This window comes from Bacteroides sp. AM10-21B (assembly GCF_003472565.1).
Classification (GTDB): domain Bacteria; phylum Bacteroidota; class Bacteroidia; order Bacteroidales; family Bacteroidaceae; genus Bacteroides; species Bacteroides propionicigenes.
Map to the genome: position 1 here is coordinate 7,542 of NZ_QRME01000010.1, position 22,852 is coordinate 30,393.

The following is a 22,852-nucleotide window of genomic DNA, read 5'->3' on the forward strand; positions in this document are numbered from 1 at the left end:
CTGCGAAAACTTTGCAGGTTTCGTATATTGGTATGCAAACCCAAGAAGTTGCTATCAGGCCCAATATTAGAGTGATAATGAAGTCTGATTCTAAATTATTGGATGAAGTAGTGGTGACAGCTGTCGGTATTCAACGTGCAGAGCGTTCTTTAGGTTACTCTGTTTCAAAAGTTGATGCAGATGAGACCATTCAAAAAGCTGAACCAGATTTAATTCGTTCTTTAGATGGAAAGATTCCAGGAGTGACGATAAATTCGCCCTCAGGTGCAGCTGGATCTGCGACGCGTATGACAATTCGTGGTAATTCGTCATTTCTTGGAAATAATCAACCACTTTATGTTGTAGACGGTGTGCCTTACAGCAATCCGGAAGTGGCTTCGTCTAACCAGGCTACCGAAGCTGGGGGGGCCTATGGTAGTGGTATTTCAACTCTTGACCCGAATGACATTGAATCAATGAATGTATTAAAAGGAGCAGCTGCTGCAGCATTGTATGGTTCACGAGCTGCAAATGGTGTGGTTCTGATTACTACAAAAAGTGGTTCAAAAAATAGTAAAAAGGCCGGTAAGGGTACCGAAATAACACTTAATGCTTCATATACTATTGAGCAGATTGCAGGTTTGCCTGATTATCAAAACAAGTTTGGTACAGGTGATAATTTCATCGCCCAAGGTGTGAACGGTTCATGGGGGGCATCTTTTGATGACTTAACAGAGGTTCCCTTAAGTATGTTTTCTGCTAATATTTATGGGAATGCCTATCCTGATTTGCCAGAGATGATTCCTTATAAAGCTTATAAAAATAACGTAAAAGATCTCTTTGAACTTGGCGGAATTTATGATTTATCTTTGAATATCAACCGCTATACAGAAAGTGGGAATTTTACGGCAACGCTCTCACGTATGAACCAAGACAGTTATATACCTTACGCTGATTTTGGACGTTATTCGATGAGTGTTGGTGGAAATCAGACTTTAGCCAATGGTGTGCGTGTCGGTGGAAATGTTTCTTACTCAAGAACACAGCAAAATGGTCCAATGTTTGGTAATAATCAGTCTAGCAATATTGGTGCTTCTTCATTTGCTCGTGCTTTAATCTTAGGCCGTAACTGGGATATGTCACTTCCTTATGAAACACCGGATCACAAATCTCTATTCTTTGTTGGAGATCAAGCTGACAACCCTCTATGGTCTTGGAAATACAATAAAATTAAAACTACCATGGATAGAACTGTAGCCAATTTTAATGTTGGGTATGATTTCACTAAATGGTTCTCTGTAGATTATAGAGTAGGTATTAATGACTTCAAAATGGATCGTAAAGAAGTCTTAAATATCGGTTCTAGAGCTGTAGGAGGTAAAGGTCGTATTCGTGTGGAATCATACGATACACAAGAAATAGAATCAACTTTATTACTTCGTTTTGATGTTCCTATTCACAATGACTGGGGACTGAAAGCAACTGTAGGTCATAATGTGAATCAGTTTACATCTAACAACACACAAACTACCGGCCTTAACATCATGTCACCGGGTGTTTATAATATTGATAATACAGAATCACAGACCTCTGCAGAATATTATACGAGAACTCGTTTATGGGCGCTATTTGGAGATGTAACTCTTGATTATAAGAACTTTGCTTTCTTGAATATAACAGGACGTAACGACTTCTCTTCTACTTTGCCTAAAAACAACCGTAGTTTCTTCTATCCTTCTGTTGCAGGATCATTTGTGTTTACTGATGCTTTCCACATTGACGAAGATATTATTAAATTCGGTAAAATACGTTTGAGCTGGGCCAAAGTTGGTAATGATGCCAGTGCTTATTACAAAAACGGAACATTCTTATTAGGTCAACCATATAACGGTCAACCTATCCTATCGTTGCCTAGCTCTATGTTTGACCCTGAGTTGAAACCGGAATTTACTTCAGAGGTTGAATTCGGAGCAGAGTTACAGTTCCTTAAAAGTAGAGTTAATTTAGATTTTACTTGGTATAATCGTAATTCTACCAATCAAATTGCACCATTGAGTCTCCCTTACTCCACCGGATATGGTAGTTACTATACAAACTTTGGAAAGATGAACAATCGTGGTATTGAGATAGGCTTAAACTTGGTGCCTGTATTGAACAACAATTTCAAATGGGATATGTATTTTACATATACACAAAATGACAGTGAAGTAAAAGAATTGGCAGAGGGAGTTGAACGAGTATCTTTGAATACCGGTTTTACTACTCCGGGAGCTGTTTTAGAAGTAGGGAAACCGTATGGTACATTAGTTGGAACTGTGTTTGCACGTGATGAAGAGGGAAATTTACTGGTAGATCCAAATTCAGGTTTCTATTTAGTGGCAGATGAAGAAGGATACTTGGGTAATCCAGCTCCTGATTGCAAACTTAGTTTAAATAATACCTTTACTTATAAAGGATTTTCACTTTCTTTCTTATTGGACGCTCAAATTGGCGGATGTGTTTGGACATCATATATTACGGATTTGCTTGGACGTGGTGTAACAAAAGACACAGAAAACCGCTATGGTTCTCGTATTATGCCAGGTTACTTAGCAGATCCTTCGACAAAACAGCCGTTATTGGATAGCAATGGCAATAAAATTCCTAATAATGTTCAATTACGCGAGAATGACCTATGGTTTACTGGTAGTTCAAGCGTGTCTTCTTTCGCTATCAACGGGGTGAGTGAAGCTGCGGTATATGATGCAACAACTTTCCGTCTGCGTGAGTTGACCCTTGGTTATCAATTACCAAAATCTTGGTTGGCAAAAACATTCATTGGTTCAGCCAGTGTCTCTTTTGTAGCTCGTAACTTATGGTTCTGGGCGCCAAATGTACCTAAACATACTAATTATGATCCAACAGCAAGTAGTTATGGCGGAGGTAATGTTCAAGGTATTGACTACACCTCAGCACCAAACACCAGACGTTATGGATTCAATCTTAAACTTACATTCTAAAAACCAAACGTATGAAAATTAAAAGTTTTATAATTATATTGGTATCAGCGCTATTTGTCAACACTGGTTGTTCTGATTATCTTGATATCAATGATGATCCTAATAAACCAACTACCGCTGAACTCAGTAAAGTATTGACCGGAGCGGAATATGATATAGCAATGTCTTTTGCTTCGGGTAACTATATTGGCTCTTCGTTACCTTCATATGTATTTCATTTAACTTCTCGCGAGGTTGACAACTTTGGTATTACAGCCTCTACCGCATCTCTTGGGAATTCTTGGCTTCAAAGTTATACATATGGATTGAAAAATACAGATGCTGTAATAACCGCAGCAGAAGAAGGAGATAATTTAATATATGCAGGTATTGGCAAATTATTGAAGGCTTATGCTTTTGCCAGTATAGTAGACCTTTGGGGAGATGTTCCGTTTAGCGAATTTAATATTGAAGGTAATTATGCCCCTATTGCGGATAAGAGCCAGGATATTTATAACTCACTATTTGCTCTAATTGATGAAGCCATTGGAAACTTAAATAATGAAGAAGCAGCTAACCTGTTAAGACCGGCAGCTGATGACCTTATTTATAATGGCGATAAAGCTAAATGGATTAGAATGGGAAATACGTTAAAATTGAAATTACTGGTACAGTCTCGCAAAGCTAAAGGAGAAATTACCGGTTGGAATGAGAAATTAGCAGCATTACTTACAGAAAATAATTTCATGAAAGTTGGTGAAGATTTTGAGTTTAAGCATACAAAGAAGGATAACCCGGATGAAAGACATCCTGCATATGTGGATGAATATCTTGGAGGACAAAGTACATATTACATTAGTCCATGGATTTACGAAACTATGTCAGGACTTGACCTTAACGTAAAAAACAATCCTTTTGTAGGAATTACCGACCCTCGTATTCCTTATTATTGGGTAAATCAAATAAAAGCGGATGAAGATGCACAAAATACTACAGACTATCGTCATGGTGCATTTGTTTCTATATTCTTTGCATCCAATTCATCCTCAGCTGGAAATGACCAGCGCTCAACATCTTCTTTTATTGGTATTTATCCATGCGGTGGAAAATATGATAACGGACAAGGTGGAAAATGTGACAAAAATGTAGGTACTGGTGTTGCACCAGAAAAAATGCTACAAGCTTATTCAGTTCCTTTCTTATTGGCTGAACTTTATTTGACAGGTGAGGTCGCCGGAGATGCAAAAGCTGCTTTGGAAAATGGAATTAAGCGTTCTATAACACACGTAAATACTGTTTCTCAGAATGCAAAAGCTGAAGGTGTTACAGTTCCTACGATTACAGAAGATGCAACTACTGCATTCATTGGAAGAATTCTTGCAAAATATGATGCTGCAGCAAATAACGAAGAGAAACTTCGTATTGTGATGACTCAGAAATGGATTGCGAACTTCTTCAATCCTGTAGAAGCTTATAATGATATCCGTCGTACCGGGTATCCTACTTTATTAGATTCGAGCACTGATTATGCACAATCACCTTATAAGAATAGTAAGACGCCGGAGCTTGGTCCGATAGATATCCCATTAAAGGGTATCAATGCATATCCAAGAGCTATGTGGTATCCGACAAGTGAAGTTACTCGCAATCCTAATATCACTAATAGCGGAAGAAACTTAAGTACTCCTATTATTTTTTGGGATAAATAAATTGTTGAATTATGAAACTTAGCAGAAATATGAAATATATACAATTATTCATGGCAACTGTCCTTATGGCATTGCTGACCGTTAGCTGTGATCAGGATCTTCCTTATCCATTGGATGATGTAAAGAATGGTGTCGTTATCGATGTCGCACGAGTAGAAGGGACAGACGGGGTTCTTTCAGCAGGAATGGTAGAAGGGAATTATAAAATCAAATTGACAATTCCAAAACAACAAGGTGATTATTCTATGTTGGATTACGCACAATTGCTGTGCGTATTTACTGACGCTTCCGGCAAAACAACATCTAAAGTTGTAGTTGATAATATCAAGGAATTCCCCAAAGAAATCACAGTTGATTTTGCAGAAGTATATAAGCAATTTAATTTATCTGCACCTTCTTTAGGAGAAACTGTATATTTTACAGCTAATGCAGTACTAAAAGATGGCTATGTTGTATATGGCTGGAATGAATATTCCGGATTTAACAACAAAGTGTTTACAGGTTGGGAAGTTGATGGCAGAGCATATTCTTATAACGTAAGATATGCCGTTGTATGCCCATTGGCATTGGACGACTTTACGGGTAACTTAATGGTAACTGACAACACTGTATTTTATGAAGGCGCAAGTTATCAGGTACAAGGAACTAAAATATCTGATACGGAAATAGAACTTGATGGCTTCTTTGAAGATTCTAAATTACGGCTGACCATTGATCCTACTCTCCATACTGTAACTGTAGAAAAACAAATCTTATATCCGACGTTTGGAAGCTATACTAACTTCTATGTGGTTGGCTCAGGTACAGTGGATGCATGTAATGGAATAATTACATTTTCCGGAACTGTAGGGGTTGATCAAGGTACATACGATAGCAATGCTAATTGGGTAATTAAGAACTAAATAACTCGTAGAACCCTTTTTTCATAAAATAAAGCCAAATGATTTAAATTCATCGTTTGGCTTTATTTTTTATTTATAGGAATTATAAACATCTTAACTTACTTGTTTCTTTAACCAAATATCAAAGAATTTATCATATACGCTATATACCCCTAATTCATTAGTCACAAAATCTTTATCCAATAGACCTTTTATCGCTCCTTGTACAGAACTGGCGGTCAGCTTATAAGTTTTCAGAAACCTGGAAGAAGTGATTTCCCGAGCCTTTCCTTCTTTGCAAATCGCAATGAGAACCTCTTTTTGCTTGGGTGGGAGCTGAAATAGAAGGGAAGAATAGGTAAAATTCAATTGCGATAAAATATTCTCAATCGCGATATGCACTTTATCAATCGTACATTCTTCACCCTCAGTAGTCATTGCATAAAGTGAGTTTGCCATAAATTGAATATACCAAGTTATTCCTTCAAAACACTTATAAACCTCTTGGACTGTTTCTTCTGTAATTTCTTTTTTATTTTCCGTAAAATGCCTTTTAATAAATTTCGTATAAATATCTATGGCAATAGAAGACAACTCCATAATAGCCGTACTCTGATAAAACGGGCGTGACGGGCTCGTAAATATTTCCCCCATCATATGACGCTGCGAACCAGCATAAATGAATCTTGCATTAGAGCAGTGTTGGATATGTGTCCGTAGCGTAGCCTCAACATCACTCTCTGGATATTTTGCAATAACTTGGAATTCATCAATGGAGATTAAACAAGGTTTATCAGCTTGTTCCAAGTAATAAAATATTTCATCAAGAGTTATAGTAGGGCTCTTTATATCCCCCATTTCCAAGTTCCAGCTGGGATTACCGCTAAAGTCAAAAGAAATACTGGTACGAAGAGAAGACAGACATTTGAGAAATAACTCCCATGCCTTTCTTCCACGAGGTTTTAGTCCGTTCAGAATACCTTTCCCAAATTCGAACACAAATTCCTGCAAGTTCTTTGTTGCATATATATCGATTAGGAACGTGTGATATTCTTCCTTTATTTGTTTCTGATGAAAACAATGTTCTATCAGACCTGTTTTGCCTAAACGGCGAGGGGATATCAGAGCTACATTATTCCCATTGGTTATGTAGCGTGTCAAGGTAGCTGTTTCGGCTATACGATCACAAAAGTACTCTGCTGAAACATACCCACTCGTTATAAACGGATTACTTTTTGTCATAAATCATATCTTTTACACAAAGATAATTATAATTTTATCATAATTATCTTTGTGCATTGTTTTTTTATTGAGAACATTCATTAAAAAAGGCACTTCTTGTGAATATAAGTTTATATTGTTTCGGCATACATCATTGGAGTATATATTGGGGAGACAGCGTATTTATTCTTACATATAATATTAATTTCCCGATTTTCCTCATAGTATGCTTCTCTTTTCATTAGCAGCGACTATTCATATTACTTTTTATTTACAAAAGTAGTTCAATGGAAACTCAAGGTATATTTATCAGTTATATAGCGAGTTATGGATTTATGCGTAGCACATTGATAATTAGAATATTACTTGTGGCATAGGTAGCATATGGGTAACTTTACAAGATTGTTGATATGCGGTAAAGTACATTCTATCAAAATAATAGTTGGATACTAAAAAAACATCATTATTTGCAAGCGGCTTATTTAAAAGCACTTATACATCTTATAGTTCTGCGAAAACTTTGCAGGTTTCGTTCGTGGGTATGCAGACCCAAGAAGTAGCAATTAAGCCGGTTATAAAAGTAATAATGAAGCCTGATACTGAAGTACTTGAAGAGGTCGTTGTTACAGCTTATGGTACTTCTACCAAAGGTTCTTTTACAGGTTCTGCAGCCGTAATGAAAGCAGATAAAATAGAAAAAAGACAAGTAGCTAATGTATCTAATGCTTTAGCAGGTGCAGTAGCCGGTGTACAGATTTTGAGCGATAATGGCCAACCAGGTGTGTCAGCAAAAGTACGTATTCGTGGTGTCGGTTCTATCAATGCAGGTACAGACCCGTTGTATGTTGTAGATGGTGTACCATTTGACGGTGATTTATCTACTATCAACACATCAGATATCGAGTCTATGACTGTCTTAAAAGACGCTGCTTCAACAGCCCTGTATGGTGCCCGTGGTGCCAATGGTATCATTATGATTACAACGAAGAAAGGAACCGGCGGTAAGGCTCGTATAAACTTTGATGCAAAATGGGGTGTTAACTCTCGTGCTATTAAGAACTACGATGTGATGACCAGTCCTAAGAACTATATTGAAACAGCTTACCAAGCTATTTACAATTCTCAGATTTCTCAAGGACTTTCTCCCGAAGCAGCCAATATCAAAGCTAATTCTATTTTGCCAACCAAAGCTTCCGGCGGTTTAGGATACAATATTTATACTACACCGGCCGGTGAACTGTTAATCGGCTCAAATGGAAGGCTGAATCCAAACGCAACTTTAGGCTACAGTGACGGAAGTTATTACTATACTCCGGATAATTGGGCAGATGAAACATTCCAGAATAACTTACGCCAAGAATATAACATCAACGCTTCCGGCGGTAATGAAAAAGCAACGTATTATTTGGCTTTCGGCTATTTGGATGACCAAGGAGTAATCTCCGGTTCCGGTCTTACACGCTATAACGGACGTTTTAAAGGGGATTACAAACTGACACAATGGTTGAAGGTGGGCGCTAACTTCAGCTATATCAATTCACAGAGCCGCTACCCGGCAGAACAGGACGCGAATGCAACAGCTTCCTCTGGTAATGCGTTCTTCGTTGCAAATAACATTGCTCCGGTATACCCGATGTATGTTCGTGACACAGACAAGAATATAATGTTGAATAACGGTCGTAAAGTATACGATTATGGAGACGGACAGAGCACTAAAAACTCACGTTCTTTCATGTCAATTGCTAACCCGGCCGGTGACTTGACCTATAATAAAACAGAATATTTAATGGATGTAATCAATGTAAACTGGTTTGCAGAGATTAATCCGATAAAAGGTCTTAATGTATCAGCTCGTTTCGGTCTGAATGTAGACAATACCCGTTACAATGATTTGGGTAATGCCTATATGGGGCAGAGTGCCTCTTATGGCGGTACAGCTTATCAGGCTGCAATGCGTACATACGGTTTCGACCAACAGTATGTAGCTAACTACCAATTCGCACTTAAAGATATCCACCATTTTGATATTACTGCAGGTTACGACGGATATACTTATGAATATACCGAATTATACGGTAACGCACAAAATCTGTATAATCCGGAAAGTTTCTATCTGAGCAATGCAATTGATAATTTCTCTGCAGGCGGTAAAAAAGATACTTATTCTACCAAAGGCTTCTTCGGACGTGTAAACTATTCATATAATGATACCTACTTCGGTAATATTTCTTATCGTCGTGATGCTTCATCACGTTTCTCTCCCGACAACCGTTGGGGTAACTTCTGGGCTGCAAGTGCTGCATGGATGATTAGCCGGGAAGATTTTATGCAAGATATTGCATGGATTAATATGTTGAAGCTGAAAGCATCTTTCGGACAACAAGGTAATGATGACATATTATACCCCGGAGTTGATCTTGACAAGAACTATTATCCATGGATGGACCAATACAAAATGACGGGTGCCAATGGTATCTTTGCCGACGGAACTTTGTCTTATAAAGGTAATCCGGATCTGACTTGGGAGACTTCTACATCTTACAACATCGGCGTTGATTTTGCCCTGTTCGACAACACATTGAATGGTACTATTGAGTATTTCGGACGCAAATCGGATGATATGCTTTACAACAGACCGACAGCAGGTAGTTTAGGTTATACAGCAATTCCGATGAATGTAGGTTCTATGACGAACTCCGGTGTTGAAATCGATTTGAACTACCAGATTCTAAACAATTCCAAATTTAACTGGAATGTGAATATGAATGCAACTTTCGTTCAAAACAAAATCAACAAGTTGCATCCTGACTTGAATGGTAAGATGATTGACGATACTCGTATCTATGAAGAAGGAGAATCAATGTACCGCATGTATCTGGTTGATTATGCCGGTGTTGATCCTGAGACCGGTGAAGCACTATATTGGGCGGAGGATGGTGACGGCAACCGCATCAAGACTCCCAACTATACTACTGCCGAAGGTTATAAAGTAGCAACAGGCGATATGATGCCTACTGTATATGGTGGTTTGGGTACTACATTCGAGGCTTATGGATTCGATGCCTCCATCCAGTTATCTTATCAGTTAGGTGGTAAAATTTATGATTCCGGCTACAGACGTATGATGCATGGCGGTTCATCCAGCTTTGCCGGACAAAATTGGCATAAAGATATCTACAACGCATGGACACCGGAAAACACCAATACCAATATTCCGCGTTTAAATGCAAGCGATCAATATACAAACTCCACTTCTACACGCTGGTTGACAAACTCAAATTATCTCAGCATCAATAATATTACGGTAGGTTATACACTGCCTAAGACTTTAGTTCAAAAGATAATGCTCGAGAAAGTACGCGTATACTTTACAGCCGACAATGTGGGTTTGATTTCTGCACGTAAAGGCCTTGACCCTCGTCAGAGTTATATTTCTGCCACTACAGCACTTTATACTCCGATACGTACAATTTCCGGTGGTATCAGTCTTACATTTTAATTGATTAATAAATAGGAATTTGAATATGAAAACAAAATATATTTTCGCTTCCCTCTTGGTCGCATCTCTTACCTTTACCGGTTGCGAGGACATGGATACACTTCCGGAAGGCAGCACTGTAACCTCTTCGCAAAAAGAAGAAATTGGCCAACAGGACCCTACTAAGATTGCGGCTCGTGTAAATGCTATTTTTGCACAATTCAATCAATATATGCCCAATGCAGGCGCATTGAATGCAGAACGCCATAACGACATAGGTTATCCAAGTGTCATGTTGTTTACTGATACAAACGGTAATGACGTGGTGAGCGATAATAACGGTTATAACTGGACCGGAAATGATTTGGATTATATGGATCGTTCGCAAACTTCATTAGAGTGTCAGATGGTATGGAACGATATGTACTCTATCGTTTATGCCTCTAATAATGTTATCAGCGGTATCGACCCTAAAGTAGAAGATCCGACAGAACAATACTATCTTGCTCAAGGATTAGGAGCACGCGCTTTTGCATATTGGGTTATGGCCCAACTTTATCAGTTCAATTATAAAGGCAATGAAACAAAACCGTGCGTACCGCTAATTACAGAAAAGAACATGGAAGAAGCTGCCACAAAGGGATGCCCCCGTGCTACAGTTCAAGACATTTATACACAAATCACTACCGATTTGACCTCTGCCATTGACTTATTGGCCAAGTCTAAAGTAAAACGTACAGACAAACGTTATATCAGTTTAGCTGTTGCATATGGTTTAAGTGCCCGCGTTAATTTGACTATGCATGAATATGGAGCTGCAGCAACAGCTGCAGGCAATGCCATCAAGGCAGCTACAGCTGAAGGACTGATTCCCAGTAGTTATGCTGAAGCCAGCAAACCTAACTTTTGGAGTTCTGATGAACAAAACTGGATGTGGGGAATCATTGTTAGCGAAACAGACCGTGTTGTAACTTCAGGTATCGTAAACTGGCCTTCACATATGGGTTCCATGAATTATGGGTATGCCAATTATTCCGGTGGACGACAAATTAACAAAGAACTTTATGATGCAATTCCTAACAGCGATGCCAGAAAAGGCTGGTGGTTAGGTGCCGACTTGAAATCCAACAACCTTACAGAAGACCAACAGGCCATGATGACTAATTATGGATACGGAGCTTACACACAGGTTAAGTTTGCACCTTATAAGAATGAGCTGGAAACATCTGTAAACGCCAATGACATACCTTTGATGCGTATCGAAGAAATGTATCTGATAAAAGCAGAAGGGGAAGCGATGTCCGGACAAGACGGTAGAACGACATTAATCAACTTTGTTAAAAAGTATCGTGATCCGAGCTATAGCCCTGCTGGTACAGATATACAGGAAGAAGTATTCAAACAACGTCGTATCGAACTTTGGGGTGAAGGTTTAAACTGGTTTGACTTGATGCGTCTGAACAAAGGCGTTGACCGTCGTGGAGCCGGATATCCCAACAGTGAAATGATATTTAAAATCGAACCTACCGACAATGTACTGTTATGGCCTATCCCTGAAGTAGAGCTTCAATCCAACCAAGCTCTGAGTGAAGCAGACCAAAACACTCCGGGAAATACCCCCAAACCCGTTGCAGATAACAAATAATAGTATTATATCTAACAATCGAATCATATGAAACTAAATAAATACATATTAGGCTTATTGATAGCTCCCGCCTTTGCCCTTGCAGGTTGCAGCGATTATGAAGATACCGAAATCGCAAGCCCGCAAGCTGATGAAAATGCAATAGGCGCCAACTTTTCAGCGGCTTCAACTCCCGTTGTAATGCACCCGGATAAAACGTCTTTCACGCTTACTTTAAATCGTGTGAACACCAAAGGAGCAGTTTCCGTTCCGGTCACTGTTGCCTCATGCGACGAAGTATCCACCGGAACGAAATTCTGTGACCAACCAACTGCATTTTTATTTGCCGACGGTGAAGCGACAGCCAAAATAACACTTAATGTCAACGCAGCTTGTTTATTCCAGAAAACTTATAAGATGGCATTGACCATTGGTGAAAAGAAAGACCATCTCTATGCCCAAGGTACAACCTCTACCATCGTTTCATTTACCAAAGATTACACATGGAAAACACTTGGACAACCGGTGATTTTGGAAGATGAAAAAGGCTGGGTAGGCAAGGGTGCCGGTATTCTCGCTCCGGTGGAATGGGCTTCCGACTACAAGAATGACAACGGGAATATGTTATTCAGAATTAAAGCTCTGTATGCCTATGCCGGCAAAGGAAGTAATACTACTACCGGTCACCTGCAATTCTTCCTTGATGAAAATTATGCTCCGGTAACAGAACGGTTCTCAACAAATGGTTACGATCCTGCAAATATTGACACCGGCATCCAACAGAATAAACCAGCAGACCCTAAAGAAGAACAAGAAGAAGCAGATAAAATCTACTATAAGCTTGACTTCACAGGTGTAACCGGCGGAACATATACCGAGAAGACAGAAGACGGTGAAACAATTAAAGTTCTTACTACTCCTTATGAATTCTCTTACAGAGTATTCTACACCCCCGGAGAAGAGGTTACCTCTGTAAAGGCAACACTTGACTTTGATATTTTGAACACTACGGAAGCCATCAAAGCAAAGCTGAAGTAATAAGCCTCAAAGACCGGCTGTAAAAAAGGTTGCAAGAAAGAAGATAGTCTTCTACTTGCAACCTTTTTCAATATCCTAAATTCCCAAGTTTCTTATTTCATCATCCCCAAGTACCCTTCTTTAATTATATCCACCAATATCGGCTTCATTCCGCTGACAAAGCATTCCACAGCAATCACCATCAAGATAAGTCCCATCAGACGCATCATCACATTATTGCCTGTTTCCCCCAGCAGATTAACCAGACGGGTGGAAGCTCTCAATATCAAGAAAGTCAGAAAATAAATAAGGGCAATAGTACCTATAAGCACCCCTTTCATTTCAAAGGAATGTGCATCTTGCATCAGTACGATTGCATTAGCGATAGCACCCGGTCCACACAACATCGGAATACCCAAAGGGGTAATAGAAATATCATCAGCATAGGTCTTGATTTCTTCATCTTTTAACTTCATAGGCGTATAACGTGCCTGCAACATATCGAAACCTATCTTAAAAATAATAACACCACCGGCTATTCGGAAACCATTTGTTGATATACCAAAAAACTTGAAAAGAAACTGTCCTGCAAAAACAAAGACCATTAAAGTTATAAAGGATACTAACGTTGCGCGGCTAACGATAGAACGACGTTCCTTATCCGTCATTCCCTGCGTCATTGTCAAAAAGACAGGCATCGTACCCAAAGGATTAGTCAACGTAAAGAAAGAAGTGAAACACAACAATGCAAAAGGAATGAGAGTTTCCATAACGGTAGTTTTATACGTTTATCATTAAATACAAAAGTACAACTAATCTATCAATGTCACAATAAATCTAACAACTCTTTCAAATCAGAAATTTGGTAAGTAGGTGTAAAAGGCAAATCCACACGCCCGGACAGGTTATAAAACACCTGATGCATTCCTACTCCGGCAGCTCCGACTATATCATTTTCCCAGCTATCTCCAATCATCAACGATTCATTCAGTTGGGACTGGGTTGCAGAAAGAGCAAAATGAAAAATCTCCGGCCAAGGTTTTAATATTCCAATATCATCGGAAAGAACCACTTTCTTGAAATAATTATCAATGCCCGACGAACGCATTTTATGAACCTGAAGTTCTTTAAACCCATTTGAAAGGATATACAAATTATATTTTGGTGAAAGATATTCCAGCACTTCATGTACATGAGGCATTAATCTGCTCTTAGTAGGAATGACGGAGAGGGAATCTTTCTCATAGGCTTTTGCCAGAACGGAATCACCTGCTCCTACGGCTTCCAAAGGATAAAGATATCGCTGACGATTTAATTCATCTTTGGTCACTTTGCCATCGGCATACTCTGCCCACAGTTCCAAATTATGGTTTTGATAAAGCGAGTAATAATGTTCAAAAGAATCGAAAAAGCGGTCATACCTATACTTTTGGTACATCTCCTCATATGTATCACGGGCATTGAGAGAGAATGCCCAAAGCGTATCATCTAAATCAAAAAAAAGATTCTTATAAAGCATAAAGAGAATACTAAAAAGGCTGTTTCAAAAGCAAACTAACAAATACACTTTTGAAACAGCCCTATCAATTATCAATCAAGTAACTATTTCACTTGAATCACCAAGTATTTGGAAACACTCCAAAACTCTTTCGGGCTGGTAATCTTCAAAGTCAGCAGACCTTTATCATCTTTCTCCAAGGCATAAGACCCCGTAGGATGAGTAGTCAAGATATCAGCATCCTTGGAGTACAATTTGATTTCTTTGGTAGTACGAATATCAACTTGCGTAAAATAATCCTTGTTGATATCACTATCTTTCAATACAGAACCTTTTTTAAATAAACCGGAACCGCTCAATATTTTCTGATCTTTCAGTTCTTTCTTAGTTCCAAATACAAACCATGCAGTATTAAGCGCTTTGTCCTGCTCTGCCACAGTTTTAGCTTTTGCCTCATTTTCAGCGGTCAGTTCACTCTTGGCAGCATTCAAATCCGTTACTGCAGCGTCCAATTCCTGAATACGAATATTCTTAGAGGCCAGTTCTGCCTGCAATTCTTCGATACGCTGGGTCTTTGCATTCAACTCCTGCGTCAAAGATTCAACGGCTCTTTTCAATTGAGTAGAATTGTTTTTACTGCTTTTCAGCATAGACTGCAACTTAGCAATCTGTTCTTTGTTTTCTTCCATCTGCTTACGGATAAACTCAATATCAGAAGCTATCTGCTGTTTCGCATTTAGAGACCCCTCTGCCACTGCACCACGTTGCAGATCCACACGGCTCTCTGCCGCATTAATTTGGCGAAATCCCTCCGAAATATCATTGAAAGTACCCATCATCTCATCCAGTTCAGCATTACGCTGCGTCAGTTCCATCAAAAGAGAATCATTTTCAGCCTTCAGCTGGTCTTTACTACCACCGGAGAAGCTGTCACATGAAGCCATAACGGCTGCACATACAATTAAAACTGCTAACTTTTTCATACGCTTTTGTTTTACGTTTTTGTTAATGAAGTTATTTAGTCGTCTATTCCTGCTACTACAATTACTATTTCACCACGTGGCTCATTGGCAGTGAAATGCTCTATTAATTCTGTAAGAGTGCCCCGTACCGTTTCTTCATGTATCTTGGATATTTCACGAGAGACAGACGCCTGCCTTTCTACACCAAAATATTCTGCAAATTGAGTCAACGCTTTTACCAAACGGTGGGGAGATTCATAGAAAACCATTGTCCGGCTTTCTTCGGCCAACCCTTTCAGACGCGTCATTCTACCTTTCTTTTGAGGTAAAAAGCCCTCAAAGCAAAACTTCTCATTAGGCAATCCGGAAGCCACCAATGCCGGAACGAAAGCCGTAGCTCCCGGCAGGCATTGCACCTCTATACCGTTACGGACACATTCACGAACCACCAGAAAGCCCGGATCTGAAATACCCGGAGTACCGGCATCCGATATTAACGCAACAGTGTCTCCGCCTTTTATTCTATTTACAACACTTTCTACCGTTTTATGTTCATTAAATTTATGATGAGACTGCATCGCATTCTTTATCTCAAAATGCTTCAGTAGTATGCCGGAAGTACGTGTATCTTCAGCTAAAACTAAATCCGCCTCTTTCAGAATACGAATAGCACGAAAAGTCATATCTTCCAAATTCCCTACAGGCGTAGGCACTACATAAAGTTTTCCCATATCTGCTATTTTTTTAACTGAAATATTTCCTCAGAAGCTCTACAAAGTCAGCCGCCGCCTCATTCTCTTCATCCGGTTGTACTGTTGATATAAAAATGGACATAGCCTCGTCCAAAGAAGAAGCCTCCCCCAATTGACGTACTATCTCATTCATACACGCAGCGTCTCCATTGAATAATTCACGGGTAAAACGGAACGAATCATTCAAGCTGATAGCATGACGTAAATCCGTAGCCGGTTTTATGCGTTCAGCCAAAATCTGCGAAGCAGAAGCAACTTCCGACTCTAAATCCGTCTTAACGGCAACAGGAGCATTCTGTTCAGCCGGAATAGTCACAAAAGTTTCATCCAACAATTTAGTCAATGCATCCAACCGCTCCTGCATCTGACGAATGTTCCTTTTGGCAACTATCTTCAAAACAGGGTTGGCATCAGTGGATATTGACTGTATCAAACATTTCAATTCCTGAACATCCAGCTCTATATCATTCAATAATGCTTGCATATCCTTTCCCGTCTGTATTAATGGCACAAATGTAGAAATAAATAATGAAAAAACACCTGGAAGCAAACAAAATGATTATTTTTGCGACTGAATATAACACTTAAAAACATGGTATTATTCTCGGAAGATCACATACAAGAAACTAAACGCAGAGGAAGAATCGAAGTCATATGCGGCTCTATGTTCTCCGGCAAGACAGAGGAACTGATACGCCGCTTGAAACGTGCTAAATTTGCCAAGCAGCGTGTAGAGATATATAAACCGGCAATAGATACACGCTATTCGGAAGCAGATGTTGTTTCACATGACAGCCATACCATATCTTCCACTCCGATAGACTCTTCGGCAAGTATCCTGTTATTCACTTCCGAGATAGACGTGGTGGGCATTGATGAAGCCCAGTTCTTTGACGAAGGTCTGATTGATGTATGCAATCAACTTGCCAACAATGGCATACGTGTAATCGTGGCCGGACTGGACATGGACTTCCGCGGAAAGCCTTTTGGTCCCATGCCGGGACTATGCGCCATCGCAGACGAAGTGTCCAAAGTACACGCCATATGTGTAAAATGTGGCCAACTCGCTTCATTCTCGCACCGTACCGTGAAAAATGACAAACAAGTATTGTTAGGGGAAACAGCCGAATATGAACCTTTGTGTCGGGAGTGTTATTTACAAGCCATAAAGGAAGACCGACAGGCAAATAAGTAATTAGTAAATTAAAAACATGATTCTATGGAACGTAAAAAGATTACATTCGACAGCTTTATCCGCGGTGTCATTTTAGGAATCATCCTAATCGGTCTGTTGATGCTTTTAAAGCGTTTAAGCAGCGTTCTATTACCTTTTTTTATTGCTTGGCTTATTGCCTATTTGATATACCCGTTAGTCACTTTTTTCCAATACAAGCTAAAGCTGAAAAATAGAGTTGTTTCCATCTTTTGCGCCTTACTCACCTTGCTGATTATAGGTGCCGGAGCTTTCTACCTGTTAGTCCCCCCCATGATACAAGAGTGCGGTAGGGTGCAAACCTTACTAATCCAATACTTTTCTCATGGGACCTACAACAGTAATGTACCAACCTCTCTCTCCGAGTTCTTACGGGACAATATTGACGTAAAATTCCTAACCGAACTATTCAATAAAGAGAATTTATTGGATGCGCTAAAAGAAGCTGTTCCCCGGTTATGGTCTTTATTATCAGACTCTATCGATTTGCTATTCAGCGTATTTACCCTATTTCTTATCTTACTATATATTATTTTCATTTTACTGGATTATGAAAGCATTGCTGAAGGCTGGACGCACCTCGTACCCGTAAAATATCGTTCTTTTGCAGTAGGAATACTAAATGACATAAAAGTAGGCATGAACAGATATTTCCGCGGACAAGCATTTGTTGCATTGTGTGTCGGCATTTTATTCAGTATAGGTTTTCTCATCATAGATTTCCCGTTAGCCATAGGTCTCGGCTTATTCATCGGCGCTTTGAATATGGTTCCCTATCTTCAAATCATAGGCTTTGTCCCTACTATTATACTGGCAATTCTCAAAGCATCCGATACAGGCGGTAATTTTTGGCTAATCATAGCCTCAGCCATGGCAGTATTTATCATTGTACAAGCTATCCAAGACGGCTTTATCGTACCACGCGTCATGGGAAAAATTACCGGATTAAATCCTGCTATTATTCTTTTGTCACTCTCCATATGGGGTTCATTAATGGGAATGTTGGGAATGATTATCGCACTCCCGCTTACTACGCTAATGCTCTCTTATTATCAACGTTTCATTATAAACAGAGAAAATATTCATAAGTCAGAATGCATTGATAATCAAACAAAAGAAGAAAAATCGCAGGAATAACACAAACTTTTTTCATCACAATCCTTGCATATTCAATAAAAGTACCTATCTTTGCACCCGCTTAACAGCAATAAAGGATTGATTCGCTAGCTCAGCAGGTAGAGCACAACACTTTTAATGTTGGGGTCTTGGGTTCGAGCCCCAAGCGGATCACTGAAAACAAAAGAAAAATCAAGCAAATCCCTGATAATCAAATATTATCGGGGATTTATTTTTTCTGGCAGGTAGCAAAAAATAGCCGTTTCAAGTATATTATCGGTGGATAAATCGTGGGACTAAAGTTTAATTCAAAAAAGTCCCACGAATTTGCATCTTTCTCACTGATTCATAGCATTTTGCATAGTCGTACTTTGGAAGAGAATACATAGTTTTGTAACTCTAAAAACGATGTAAAAATGGCTAGAAAATCATTTTCTGTTTTGTTCTTTATCAAAAAAGCCAAATTATTAAAGAACGGAGAAGCACCTGTGTGCATGAGAATCACTGTAAACGGCTGTATGGTAGATATTTCTATCAAAAGAAGTTGTCCCGTAAACCTATGGAATCAGGCAAAAGAGAATTCAAAAGGAAAAGACCGTATGTCGGTGGAACTAAACCATTACATAGAAATCACACGCTCACGCATATACCAAATTTATAGGGAACTGGAAACTGCCGACAAGGTTATCACCGTTGATCTTGTGAGAAAACTGTATTATGGTGTAGATGAAGAAAGCAAAACCCTTTTGCAAGTATTCAGAGAACACAACGAACAAAGTCGTAAGCTGATCGGCAAAGACTTTGTTAATAAGACCGTTCAACGATATGAAACCACTACCCGATATTTGGAGGAATTCATTAAGAAAGAATATCAGTTATCGGATATTGCTCTGAACAACTTAGAAGCCAACTTCATTTCTAAATTCGATGCTTTCTTGAAGATTGAAAAAGGTGGTGCGCAGAACTCCGCTATCACCCGACTAAAGAATTTGAAGAAGATTATCCGCATTGCTCTGGAAAACGACTGGATAAAGAAAGATCCATTTGCTTACTACCGCTTCAAACTGGAAGAAACTGATCCCGAATTTCTGACGATGGACGAGATTAAAATCATTCTCGCTAAAGAGTTCACAATTAAACGAGTAGAACAGGTACGTGACATCTTTGTCTTTTGCATTTTTACTGGCTTGGCGTTCAGCGATGTGAAAGACTTATCACCTGAACACTTAGTAAAAGATAACAAAGGAGAACTTTGGATAAGGAAGAACCGCCAAAAGACAAAAATTATGTGCAACATTCCTGTGCTACCTGTGGCAGCTTCAATTCTTGATAAATATAAAGATGTGTCAGACTGTACTGGAAAACTTTTACCTGTATTGTGTAATCAACGCATGAACAGTTATTTGAAGGAGATTGCCGATGTGTGCGGAATTCATAAAAACCTTAGCACACATACCGCCAGACATAGCTACGCCACAAGCATTTGCCTTGCAAATGGCGTGAGTATGGAGAATGTTGCTAAGATGTTAGGTCATGCAGATACAAGCGTAACAAAACACTATGCAAGGGTATTAGATCAGAATATTTTCAAGGATATGCAAAAAGTAAATAGCTGTTTATCAGAATTAACTATATAATAAAGGTAATAGGCAATATAGAAAAAGGATTGGGAAGAATGAACTTCATTTTCTCAATCCTTTTCTTTTATTGTAAGTTTTCGGAGCTGACTGGCTATTCTTTCCAGCTTTCAAAGTAGTGCTTTTGGAGCAGTTTATCAATATCACTTTGGCGACAGATGATTTTACCTTTTATCTGGATAAAGGGAATTAGACCTGTATCTCGCCACTCTTGCAGGGTTCGCAAACTGACATTTAGTTTCTTGGAAACTTCATTGTTAGAAAGAAAGCGTTCCCCGTTCAGGTGGGGTTTGTAATGCTTGACAATAGATTCAATACCGTTCAGTATCGAATCTAGCGAAGAAATAAACTCTTTGACTTGCGGGGTATCTTTATTTATTAGTTCCATGATTGAAAGATTGTTTTATTGAAAGATGGATTTCAAGATTGCTATATGGCTAATTAGTTTCGTAGATAGTCACCAAGCGATGAAATGTTAAGTACATCTTTTGCCCTATCATAATCTATATAGATCCGTTTGGATGCAGTGGCAATAAAATACTGGCTCCCATCTTGCTGTATCTCATAAGTAGCGGGTGAAGCCTGTTTAGTAGTTTCCGATACATATATAATAGAAAAGAGATACTCTTTGTCGCTCCAATAAATGATAACCGTAGGATTCAAATTAATGCTTTCCCATGTACCGACAATAGAAAATAGATTGAAGGACGGGTAATTTTCTTTAATTCTTTTCATAAGGCACGATTTGTTTGGTTGAGTGATTCCGTATTTCACTGTTGGAGATAATCTTTTCAATATCAGCAGATTTATAATAAATCTTGCTGCCAATTTGGGAATAAGCCAATCTTCCGCTACTTCTGTAATATTGCAAAGTTCGCTTGCTAAAGCCTAACAACAGACATACTTCCTGACTATCCAGCCAGTTTTCAACTTTCTGCGTATGAGTGTTGCACAAACTCTCTATCCGTTTGGCGAACTCTGTGAACCGTTCGCAGACATACGAAAAGGTTCTTCTTTCGATGATTACTACTTCCATACTCTTTTAATTTTAAATGGTTATAAAACGTGTTGATTTCACTTTCATCAGCAAATGAAAGAAGAATCATGAGCCGTTTTCAAAACTGTCCGAAAGTGGTAGGAAAAGACTGCAACTGGTACAAAACGAAAAGAATGCAAATCAACAACAGTAGAGATTTTATTTACATATTATCGGGTATAGTCATCCTTCTTCGTATCTTTGCAATTATAAAGCATTTAACATGGATAAATTCAATGCGAATGAAAGTGTAGATGCCACGAGATTAGAGAAACTATTTCTTGAAAGTGGCACACCGAAAATACTTAGAAAAAATGAATATATGGTTCGTCAAAACGATAAGACGAATCATATAGGCTTTGTTACTTCAGGTGTATTTCGACTTACTCGCATAGATACAAACGGGAACGAATGGATTGTTGGTTATAGTTTTAAGAACGATTTCGTATGTGATTATCCCTCTTTAATTAATAGAACTGGTGCAACGGTTAGTATACAGGCAACAACTGATTGCGAGGCTTATTTACTCCCATTAAGTGAACTCAACCAATTTTGGGAAACCGATATGGAAACACAGCGTTTAGGTAGACGAATTGCCGAAACTATGTTTGCCGAGATATACCAACGCTTATTAGGGTTCTATTGCGATACGCCCGAACAACGTTATCAGGCATTAATGAAACGCTGTCCCGATTTACAAGAACGAATATCCTTAAAAGAAATAGCACTATTTCTCGGTGTAACTCCTGAAACACTAAGCAGAATCCGCAAAAAACAACAGCAAAAATAGAGGTCTTGACTTTCGTCAAGGCTTTTTTGTTTTCTACTGCTTAATATTGCCATCATAATGATAAACAGAATTATTATGGTAACTTACACTCACTTTGGCAAACAACCCGATGTTCTCAAACATCTTGTTCTCTGCGAGGTTCTTCAAATTGAGAAACCGCAGATATATGTAGAAACAAATTCAGCGTGTGCCATCTATACAATGACACATACCCCCGAACAGAAATATGGCATTTACCATTTCTTGAACGAGGCGAACGAAGATACTACATTTCAAAACTCCCTTTATTATCAATTGGAGAATGAAAGCATGGCAAGCGGAAAATATTTAGGTTCTCCAGCATTAGCCATGAAAGTATTGAATAATGACGTTAAGGGGTGTCTATTCTTTGATTTAGAAAAAAGGGCATTGGATAATATCGAATCATTTGCAAGACACCAAGCAGTTACGCCACCAATTAGAACATTCAATTGTGATTCGACTGATGGAGTATTAAAACTATTGCCGTCATTACCCAAATCCACGTTTCTACATATTGACCCTTACGAAATAGATAAACCCAATAGCAACGGGCATACTTATCTTGATGTATTAATCGGTGCTACCAAATTGGAGATGAAGTGTTTGTTGTGGTACGGATTTATGACCATTAACGATAAACAGGCACTCAATAAATCCGTGTCGGAGAAGTTAGACAAGGCAGGTATTAAAGATTATGCGTGTTCGGAGCTGATTATGAACGCCATTAAGAATGATACAATAGTCTGTAATCCGGGCATATTGGGAAGCGGAATTTTAGCGACCAACTTATCCAAAAAATCCAATTCGATGATTCAGGAATATAGCAAAAAACTGGTTGGAATCTACAAAGACGCTCGATATAAGGAGTTTGACGGGAGTTTATATCATGATACCATTAACAAAAAACAGAATATAAAAATTAAAAGACATCTTTAATTGT

Annotated in this window: 20 protein-coding genes and 1 tRNA gene; 12 read left to right on the plus strand and 9 right to left on the minus strand. The window is 38.8% G+C overall.

Annotated features, from left to right (window positions below):
• Positions 1-11 precede the first annotated feature (11 nt).
• Genes DW121_RS13295 through DW121_RS13305 form a run of 3 tightly spaced genes read left to right on the plus strand, consistent with a single transcriptional unit; the run spans position 12 to position 5,568 of the window.
• Positions 12-2,978, plus strand: coding sequence for a SusC/RagA family TonB-linked outer membrane protein (locus tag DW121_RS13295; protein ID WP_255419900.1), 2,967 nt, complete (start codon positions 12-14; stop codon positions 2,976-2,978).
• 11 nt (positions 2,979-2,989) lie between these two features.
• Positions 2,990-4,666 (plus strand): SusD/RagB family nutrient-binding outer membrane lipoprotein, encoded by a 1,677-nt coding sequence (locus DW121_RS13300; RefSeq protein ID WP_118324047.1) that lies wholly within the window; start codon positions 2,990-2,992, stop codon positions 4,664-4,666.
• A gap of 11 nt (positions 4,667-4,677) precedes the next feature.
• A complete protein-coding gene (locus DW121_RS13305; protein WP_233514923.1) occupies positions 4,678-5,568 on the plus strand; it encodes a hypothetical protein in 891 nt (296 codons plus the stop codon).
• A 93-nt stretch (positions 5,569-5,661) separates the two neighbouring features.
• On the opposite strand, the gene DW121_RS13310 is transcribed toward DW121_RS13305, so the two are convergent.
• On the minus strand, positions 5,662-6,789 hold the full coding sequence (locus DW121_RS13310) for an AAA family ATPase (protein ID WP_117712994.1): 1,128 nt from the start codon (positions 6,787-6,789) through the stop codon (positions 5,662-5,664).
• A 421-nt stretch (positions 6,790-7,210) separates the two neighbouring features.
• Here DW121_RS13310 and DW121_RS13315 point away from each other — a divergent pair, with 421 nt between their 5' ends.
• From DW121_RS13315 to DW121_RS13325, 3 genes are read left to right on the plus strand one after another with little or no spacing between them, the layout of a single operon-like run.
• Positions 7,211-10,267 carry a SusC/RagA family TonB-linked outer membrane protein gene (locus DW121_RS13315; protein WP_255420031.1) on the plus strand — a complete coding sequence of 1,019 codons (3,057 nt, stop codon included), beginning with the start codon at positions 7,211-7,213 and terminating at the stop codon, positions 10,265-10,267.
• A 25-nt stretch (positions 10,268-10,292) separates the two neighbouring features.
• Positions 10,293-11,891 (plus strand): RagB/SusD family nutrient uptake outer membrane protein, encoded by a 1,599-nt coding sequence (locus tag DW121_RS13320; RefSeq protein WP_118324049.1) that lies wholly within the window; start codon positions 10,293-10,295, stop codon positions 11,889-11,891.
• Positions 11,892-11,918: 27 nt separating this feature from the next.
• The gene (locus tag DW121_RS13325; RefSeq protein ID WP_118324050.1) at positions 11,919-12,908 is read left to right on the plus strand and encodes a hypothetical protein; all 990 of its coding nucleotides are present in this window, start codon (positions 11,919-11,921) and stop codon (positions 12,906-12,908) included.
• 92 nt (positions 12,909-13,000) lie between these two features.
• On the opposite strand, the gene DW121_RS13330 is transcribed toward DW121_RS13325, so the two are convergent.
• From DW121_RS13330 to DW121_RS13350, 5 genes are all read right to left on the minus strand, one after another.
• A complete protein-coding gene (locus DW121_RS13330) occupies positions 13,001-13,657 on the minus strand; it encodes a MarC family protein (RefSeq protein WP_117712990.1) in 657 nt (218 codons plus the stop codon).
• Positions 13,658-13,713: 56 nt separating this feature from the next.
• On the minus strand, positions 13,714-14,406 hold the full coding sequence (locus DW121_RS13335) for a YjjG family noncanonical pyrimidine nucleotidase (protein WP_118324051.1): 693 nt from the start codon (positions 14,404-14,406) through the stop codon (positions 13,714-13,716).
• 83 nt (positions 14,407-14,489) lie between these two features.
• Positions 14,490-15,368, minus strand: coding sequence for a hypothetical protein (locus tag DW121_RS13340; protein ID WP_117712988.1), 879 nt, complete (start codon positions 15,366-15,368; stop codon positions 14,490-14,492).
• Between the two features lie 35 nt (positions 15,369-15,403).
• Positions 15,404-16,078, minus strand: coding sequence for a 16S rRNA (cytidine(1402)-2'-O)-methyltransferase (gene rsmI / locus DW121_RS13345; RefSeq protein ID WP_117712987.1), 675 nt, complete (start codon positions 16,076-16,078; stop codon positions 15,404-15,406).
• A 13-nt stretch (positions 16,079-16,091) separates the two neighbouring features.
• A complete protein-coding gene (locus DW121_RS13350) occupies positions 16,092-16,583 on the minus strand; it encodes a hypothetical protein (protein WP_117712986.1) in 492 nt (163 codons plus the stop codon).
• Positions 16,584-16,691: 108 nt separating this feature from the next.
• On the opposite strand from DW121_RS13350, the gene DW121_RS13355 reads away from it, so the two are divergent.
• From DW121_RS13355 to DW121_RS13370, 4 genes are all read left to right on the plus strand, one after another.
• A complete protein-coding gene (locus tag DW121_RS13355; RefSeq protein ID WP_117712985.1) occupies positions 16,692-17,294 on the plus strand; it encodes a thymidine kinase in 603 nt (200 codons plus the stop codon).
• Between the two features lie 24 nt (positions 17,295-17,318).
• Positions 17,319-18,449, plus strand: a complete 1,131-nt coding sequence (locus DW121_RS13360; RefSeq protein WP_117712984.1) for an AI-2E family transporter — start codon at positions 17,319-17,321, stop codon at positions 18,447-18,449.
• A gap of 80 nt (positions 18,450-18,529) precedes the next feature.
• Positions 18,530-18,602, plus strand: a tRNA-Lys gene (locus DW121_RS13365).
• Positions 18,603-18,844: 242 nt separating this feature from the next.
• Positions 18,845-20,065, plus strand: a complete 1,221-nt coding sequence (locus DW121_RS13370; protein WP_118324052.1) for a site-specific integrase — start codon at positions 18,845-18,847, stop codon at positions 20,063-20,065.
• Between the two features lie 94 nt (positions 20,066-20,159).
• Here the strand turns inward: DW121_RS13370 and DW121_RS13375 are convergent, their stop codons facing one another.
• Genes DW121_RS13375 through DW121_RS13385 form a run of 3 tightly spaced genes read right to left on the minus strand, consistent with a single transcriptional unit; the run spans position 20,160 to position 21,101 of the window.
• Positions 20,160-20,453, minus strand: a complete 294-nt coding sequence (locus DW121_RS13375; RefSeq protein WP_118324053.1) for a helix-turn-helix domain-containing protein — start codon at positions 20,451-20,453, stop codon at positions 20,160-20,162.
• A 53-nt stretch (positions 20,454-20,506) separates the two neighbouring features.
• A complete protein-coding gene (locus DW121_RS13380) occupies positions 20,507-20,800 on the minus strand; it encodes a DUF3876 domain-containing protein (protein WP_118324054.1) in 294 nt (97 codons plus the stop codon).
• Positions 20,787-21,101 (minus strand): helix-turn-helix domain-containing protein, encoded by a 315-nt coding sequence (locus tag DW121_RS13385; RefSeq protein ID WP_118324055.1) that lies wholly within the window; start codon positions 21,099-21,101, stop codon positions 20,787-20,789. Before DW121_RS13385 ends, DW121_RS13380 begins: the two co-directional genes overlap by 14 nt.
• 223 nt (positions 21,102-21,324) lie before the next feature.
• Between DW121_RS13385 and DW121_RS13390 the strand changes: the two genes are divergently transcribed.
• On the plus strand, positions 21,325-21,891 hold the full coding sequence (locus DW121_RS13390; protein ID WP_118324056.1) for a Crp/Fnr family transcriptional regulator: 567 nt from the start codon (positions 21,325-21,327) through the stop codon (positions 21,889-21,891).
• A 75-nt stretch (positions 21,892-21,966) separates the two neighbouring features.
• On the plus strand, positions 21,967-22,848 hold the full coding sequence (locus DW121_RS13395; protein WP_118324109.1) for a hypothetical protein: 882 nt from the start codon (positions 21,967-21,969) through the stop codon (positions 22,846-22,848).
• The last annotated feature ends 4 nt before the right edge of the window (positions 22,849-22,852 follow it).